At 46.4% G+C, this 1,508-nt stretch carries 3 protein-coding genes; all 3 read left to right on the top strand.

The window, feature by feature from the left end; genetic code table 11:
• Positions 1–345 precede the first annotated feature (345 nt).
• The gene (locus HMPREF2572_RS00305) at positions 346–741 is read left to right on the top strand and encodes a type II toxin-antitoxin system RelB/DinJ family antitoxin (protein WP_246827726.1); all 396 of its coding nucleotides are present in this window, start codon (positions 346–348) and stop codon (positions 739–741) included.
• A 75-nt stretch (positions 742–816) separates the two neighbouring features.
• On the top strand, positions 817–1,095 hold the full coding sequence (locus tag HMPREF2572_RS00300) for a virulence protein (RefSeq protein WP_019270616.1): 279 nt from the start codon (positions 817–819) through the stop codon (positions 1,093–1,095).
• Between the two features lie 103 nt (positions 1,096–1,198).
• A partial coding sequence (locus tag HMPREF2572_RS13965; protein ID WP_148132250.1) for a hypothetical protein occupies positions 1,199–1,508 on the top strand: 310 nt, incomplete at its 3' end.

The following is a 1,508-nucleotide window of genomic DNA, read 5'->3' as shown; positions in this document are numbered from 1 at the left end:
CCCTATCCATCTCTGAAAAACACCGTCTTTGCGGGGGCTTTGCCCCCACACCCCCAGTCTCGCCGCCGACGGCTCGGAAGCAGGGGGCGGGCTACGCCCTTAGTCCTGCTTCCTCCCTTGAGCGTTGGGTCGCTTCCACCCTGTCAAGGTCAAGCCGCTTACGCGGTCGCTACGCGAACCTTGACAGGCTTCCAGCTCCGCAGCAGTGGAAAATATGCGCTAATGCCCCAAATTTGCGATTTCCTGCGTTTTCTATGCTTCCCTATGGTTTGCATATGGGAAAGGGCTAGAAATGCAATCTGAACTCAAAATAGGCGCACTGCTGACGTTTTTCTTTTGGAAATTATGGATAGGCAGCACGTATTTTTTAGTAGCATAGCTTTATTTGTTGTAAATACATTACATCGTATTTACAATGTAATTGTGATGCAATGTATGTATGGAGCAAAAGAAATGGGATACACAAATTTCAATATGAGGCTGGACGATGACCTACGGGCAAACGCCTATCCTGTTCTAGAACAGTATGGTCTGACTCCCAGTCAGGCAGTTCGGATGTTTTTCAATCAAATCGCCAATACAGGCAAAGTCCCGCTTTCCTTGGATTGGGCGGGAAAAGCACCGAATAAGGTTACTTTGGAGGCTATGAAGGAATTAGAAAACGGTGGCGGAACAAAATACAGCACCGTTGCTGAAGCCGTTCGGGAGATTCAGAAGCTGGCGGATGACGGCCATAAATGAGCGTTCAATCCGTTTGAGCAACCAGTTATCGCAGAAGAATGATATAATTTAAAAAATAAGATTAGGAGATTAGCTATGTTTGCAATTGCTTTTGATTTGGAAGTTGCCGAGCTGAAAATTCATTACGGCGAACCTTACAACGGTGCTTATTTTGAGATTCGCGAAGAGTTAAAAAACTTCGGTTTTGAATGGACTCAAGGCAGCCTGTACCTAACGAATAACGATGATATGGCCAATTTGATGATGGCCTTGAATGCACTTAAAAACATTCAATGGTTTAGTAAATCTGTCCGTGATATTCGAAGCTTTAGGGTAGAAAACTGGTCTAACTTTACCAACTATGTGAAGTCTTAACCAATCACTAAAACCGCCGATTCATTTCGGCGGTTTTTTTATCGGCTATAATCCTTGCCCGCCCGTGGCGATTGTACCGCAAATTATTTTGGAGGAGTTTCAGATGGCGGAAGTTCCGCCGCTTCATACGCTTCCAAAAATTCCGTTGGTGGTGTGCCTATCATCATTTCCAAAAACTTTTCTTCCGAAATCAAGCCGCGTTCTGGGAGTTTTCAGACTGCCTTACTTCGCCTTCTCGCACAAATTTGCCGCTGGCCAAAGCGCGGCCGATTTGCGCCGGAACAACGCTGGTATTGATGGTGGCGCAATGCGCATTCTGAGCTTTTCGGATGATTCCGGCAGTATCGTTTGTCTGTTTCCACCGTATGCCGGCGTATCCGGAAGAAATGGCCACAAAGACAGGATACCCCGTT

This window comes from Neisseria sp. HMSC064E01, from assembly GCF_001808875.1.
GTDB classification, from domain to species: Bacteria; Pseudomonadota; Gammaproteobacteria; order Burkholderiales; family Neisseriaceae; genus Neisseria; species Neisseria sicca_A.
The sequence above is the reverse complement of the archived record's forward strand: the minus strand, read 5'-3'. Positions and strand labels throughout refer to the sequence as shown.